We start from the raw sequence: 2,000 nt of genomic DNA on the forward strand, positions 1-2,000 counted from the left end.
CAAAAAGGTATACTGTAGATGAATTGGGTGTATCCTTTTCGGAGGGTATCTCGCCGCTTCGGTGTTGGTAGCACCGGGGCGGTTTTTCTTATTTGGTCTTCTTTTCCTTCCTTTTCCATTGTGAACGTAAGCCATCAATATGGGATCACCCCCGCTGCGCGGGGAAGAGCTCTGGGGTCTCCGTCTCGGCGGTGCTGATAAAGGATCACCCCCGCTGCGCGGGGAAGAGTACTACACGAAGAAATTTCAAACCAGAGACCCAGGATCACCCCCGCTGCGCGGGGAAGAGGTTATTTATGTGCTTCTGCTTCAATTTCCTGCACACTCTCTTTTTCGTAGTCCCCGTTTTGGATGTGCTTGAGTGCGTGCAGATACGATGCCTGATTCCGCTCATGGTTGAAGCGAGAATTGAGTAGGATAGTATAAGTGCAATCCTCATTTTCACGTACCATTTCGGCTATTTTAGTATCTTCTAAATCAACAAGATAGGAGTACACGCCGTCAGGCGCCTGTCTCATCGTCTTTCCCTCTTTCTTTTGCTAGTAGTGCTTTGAGTACGCCGGTAGCAGTTTTTATATCTTCCGGCGATGCATCGCGGGCTGCATCGAACAAAATGCGCAGATCGCGATTCTCAAACACCTCCTGCGCGACCTTGGCGGTCTCCGGGTTGAAGTAGTAGCCGGTATTCTCGGTGCGTTCTTCTAATAGATCAGACTTATTTATTCCAAAATAATCGGCGAGAAGCTGAACTTTATCCATTCTTGGTAAACGTGTAGCGTTTATCCATGTAGAAATTGCGGATTTATTTATTCCTAAATCATTTATCAAATCAGTTTGTGTCTTCTCATTCTTTTTCATATAGTATGAGAGATTCTTAGCAAATATCTTTTTATAATTCTCTTCAGACATTAGACACCTCCCTTGTATAATCCGAGTATATACTAGAAGTAGATAAAACGCAATAATAATTCTACTTTTTGCAAAAAAGTTATTGACATTCTACATAAAGTAGAGTATTATACACTTGTAGCACGGAGCCGACGAGAAAGGAGATAGAAAATGGAGCAGATGGGAATGACGGACACGCAATGGAAAGACGTGTTAAAAATGCTGTTAGAAATTTTAGAAAATGAGGATAAAGAAAAAGCAATCGAATTTATCCGATCACTTTTGAATAAGTAAAGATTTAGGACACCCGCGGGGCGACTCTCCAAAACATTCTCGTCAAGTCGCCCTGCGAATATAAATAGTATAGCATATATAAAGTAAAAGTAAAGGAAGGGAGGAGTAAAAAAATGCCACGGTTACAAATATCTCTTGAGGCGGCTAGGGTAAATGCGAAGCTGAGCCAAGAAGATGTGGCTAAAAAGATCGGGAAATCAAGGCAGACCATAGCACTGTGGGAGGCGGGCAAAGTAAAACTTGATCGAGCAAACTTTTACATGCTCGCTGAAATTTATGGGCTGTCAATAGACGATATTTTTTTGCCTTAAGATTCTACTAATAGTAGAAAAAGATACAAAACACAGGAAGGAGGAAAGATGGAAGCAACGAAAGTCTGTATCAAAAAAGAAAAGTCTGTATCAAAAAAGAAAAGACTGTCCGTAAAGACGAACAGCCTTTGGTGATTCAGCCCGGAATGTTAATCGTTCTGAATGGTTGAGAGTTTCTGAGTAAGGTCCTTAATCTGTTTGACCATTTCATCATTTGACGGATACTTAACCGTACCTTTGAAATTGGAGCTTGAAAAGAAACTTCCAGAAGAAATTAGAAACGCAGAATAAAGCTCAACGGCTAATTCTTTATTAGTTTTAGACATTTACATTGCCTCCTTTCATAGACTCAGGCATGGCGGTGCCCTGTAAGGAGAGTATAGCGCATTAACATAAACCACACAGGAAGGAGGGAAGGGATATCTGGAAAATAAAGGCATGGATTATTGTTCTGGGGGCTCTGATTCTTGCAGACCAGATTCAGAGTCGGAAACAGTTTCAGAATCA

At 41.9% G+C, this 2,000-nt stretch carries 5 protein-coding genes; 2 read left to right on the forward strand and 3 right to left on the reverse strand.

All coding sequences use genetic code 11. From position 1 onward, the window contains the following. Positions 1-290 precede the first annotated feature (290 nt). Together J2S20_RS11980 and J2S20_RS11985 are read right to left on the reverse strand one after the other, a co-directional pair. Positions 291-518: a hypothetical protein gene (locus J2S20_RS11980; protein WP_307255565.1), complete on the reverse strand. Its 228-nt coding sequence runs from the start codon at positions 516-518 to the stop codon at positions 291-293. Next, positions 502-909, reverse strand: a complete 408-nt coding sequence (locus J2S20_RS11985) for a helix-turn-helix domain-containing protein (protein WP_307255566.1) — start codon at positions 907-909, stop codon at positions 502-504. The genes J2S20_RS11980 and J2S20_RS11985 overlap by 17 nt, the downstream gene beginning before the upstream one ends. A 150-nt stretch (positions 910-1,059) precedes the next feature. Here J2S20_RS11985 and J2S20_RS11990 point away from each other — a divergent pair, with 150 nt between their 5' ends. Together J2S20_RS11990 and J2S20_RS11995 are read left to right on the forward strand one after the other, a co-directional pair. Beyond that, positions 1,060-1,182, forward strand: coding sequence for a hypothetical protein (locus tag J2S20_RS11990; RefSeq protein ID WP_307255567.1), 123 nt, complete (start codon positions 1,060-1,062; stop codon positions 1,180-1,182). 113 nt (positions 1,183-1,295) lie between these two features. Next, positions 1,296-1,493, forward strand: coding sequence for a helix-turn-helix transcriptional regulator (locus J2S20_RS11995; RefSeq protein ID WP_307255568.1), 198 nt, complete (start codon positions 1,296-1,298; stop codon positions 1,491-1,493). A 149-nt stretch (positions 1,494-1,642) separates the two neighbouring features. Here the strand turns inward: J2S20_RS11995 and J2S20_RS12000 are convergent, their stop codons facing one another. Beyond that, positions 1,643-1,819: a hypothetical protein gene (locus tag J2S20_RS12000; RefSeq protein WP_307255569.1), complete on the reverse strand. Its 177-nt coding sequence runs from the start codon at positions 1,817-1,819 to the stop codon at positions 1,643-1,645. Positions 1,820-2,000 lie beyond the last annotated feature (181 nt).

The sequence above is a fragment of the Moryella indoligenes genome (assembly GCF_030812885.1).
In the GTDB taxonomy this organism is placed as follows: domain Bacteria; phylum Bacillota; class Clostridia; order Lachnospirales; family Lachnospiraceae; genus Moryella; species Moryella indoligenes.